The organism is Bartonella sp. AA81SXKL, from assembly GCF_042196945.1.
In the GTDB taxonomy this organism is placed as follows: domain Bacteria; phylum Pseudomonadota; class Alphaproteobacteria; order Rhizobiales; family Rhizobiaceae; genus Bartonella.
The window spans coordinates 261-545 of sequence record NZ_JBHIRH010000416.1 but is presented as its reverse complement, the minus strand read 5'-3'; the positions used below and the strand labels follow the sequence as shown (position 1 = coordinate 545).

At 36.5% G+C, this 285-nt stretch carries 1 protein-coding gene; it reads right to left on the bottom strand.

The genetic code is table 11. From position 1 onward, the window contains the following. The coding region (locus tag ACFINZ_RS12005) for an antA/AntB antirepressor family protein (RefSeq protein WP_375701646.1) at nt 1–165 on the bottom strand (165 nt) is incomplete at its 3' end. Nucleotides 166–285 lie beyond the last annotated feature (120 nt).

The window sequence follows — 285 nt, the reverse complement described above, 5'->3', positions numbered from 1 at the left end:
TATATAATCCTGATTTTCTATAAAGCTGTATTTGTTAATACGATCTTTAATCCAATTGGAAAAGTCTCGTTTTGCTTCTAAGAATGCATGCAAATCACGAGCATTAACGGTTTGAACAGTTTCCCGATCAATAATCCGTTCTTTAATTTCTATAAGAGTGTTCATGATGAACTCCTAGATGTTAAAGTTTTTGATTGACACTCTAAAAGAGTGCCGGGCGCTCAAAAACACGGCATCTAGTCCGTCGTTATGCTTTCCCCATAAGGGTATTCTATGGCATAACCA